At 65.0% G+C, this 1,052-nt stretch carries 1 protein-coding gene and 1 pseudogene; both read right to left on the bottom strand.

Features of this window, described 5'->3' with window-relative positions:
* A pseudogene (locus B2W79_RS01440) lies at positions 1 to 169 on the bottom strand (50S ribosomal protein L1); the annotation flags it as partial.
* Positions 170 to 180: 11 nt separating this feature from the next.
* A complete protein-coding gene (gene rplK / locus B2W79_RS01435) occupies positions 181 to 612 on the bottom strand; it encodes a 50S ribosomal protein L11 (protein ID WP_025102337.1) in 432 nt (143 codons plus the stop codon).
* Between the last annotated feature and the right edge of the window lie 440 nt (positions 613 to 1,052).

Raw genomic sequence — 1,052 nt, 5'->3', positions numbered from 1 at the left:
GGTCCGCCTTGCGGGGGTCGACGGCGAGCTTCAGCGCGACCTCGACGGTCGAGTCGAACTTCGCCGAACCGGTCTCCTTCGCGAGCGCGACGGCCTCGGACGGCGTGTAGAAACGGTCTGCCTCGATCTTCTCGGCGGCAGCCTTGTAAGCCTTGGACTTGGTAGCCATGATTATTCTCCTCAGCCCTCGACCGTGATGCCCATGGAACGGGCGGTGCCGGCGATGATCTTCGAGGCGGCCTCGATGTCGTTCGCGTTCAGGTCGGCCTGCTTCTGCTCGGCGATCTGACGGACCTGGTCCTTGGTGATCTTGCCGACCTTGACGGTGTGCGGGGTGGCCGAGGCCTTCTGCACGCCGGCCGCCTTCTTGATGAGCTCCGCCGCGGGCGGGGTCTTCAGGACGAAGGTGAAGCTGCGGTCCTCGTAGACGGTGATCTCGACGGGGATGACGTTGCCGCGCTGCGACTCGGTCGCGGCGTTGTACGCCTTGCAGAACTCCATGATGTTGACGCCATGCTGACCGAGCGCGGGGCCGATCGGCGGCGCCGGGTTGGCGGCACCGGCGTTGATCTGAAGCTTGATCAGGCCGGTCACCTTCTTCTTCGGTGCCATTCTCTTTCCTTTCCTCGAGGCGGATGCGAGCATCCGCTTCTCCCACGGCTCCGGCCTTTCCGGCCCGTGGTCGTCTCTGTGCACGCCGAAGCGGCACACAAACCACGTAAGTCTACCCGATCACTCCCCCACTGGCGAGCCGGCCCCTTGCGTGCGAGCCGGCCCTGTACGTGCGTCCGCAACGGGCCGGGAGACACGAAAGGGGGTGGGTCGGGGGAAGAAAACGGCCGCCTCGGAAGAGGCGGCCGTTTTCGTGACAGTGTCAGATCATCTTGGTGACCTGGTCGAACGACAGCTCGACCGGGGTCTCGCGCTCGAAGAGGGAGACGAGCACCGTGAGCTTGCCGCTCTCGGGCTTGATCTCGCTGATCGAACCCGGAAGACCCGCGAACGAGCCCTCCTTGATCGTGATGGTCTCGCCGACCTCGAAGTCGACCTCG

The sequence above is a fragment of the Microbacterium sp. UBA7513 genome, assembly GCF_002478345.1.
In the GTDB taxonomy this organism is placed as follows: Bacteria; Actinomycetota; Actinomycetes; order Actinomycetales; family Microbacteriaceae; genus Microbacterium.
The sequence above is the reverse complement of the archived record's forward strand: the minus strand, read 5'-3'. Positions and strand labels throughout refer to the sequence as shown.

Bases quoted from the DNA above. Each gene is read 5' to 3' on its own strand.
- rplK (WP_025102337.1), bottom strand. From the start codon at position 612: ATGGCACCGAAGAAGAAGGTGACCGGCCTGATCAAGCTTCAGATCAAC.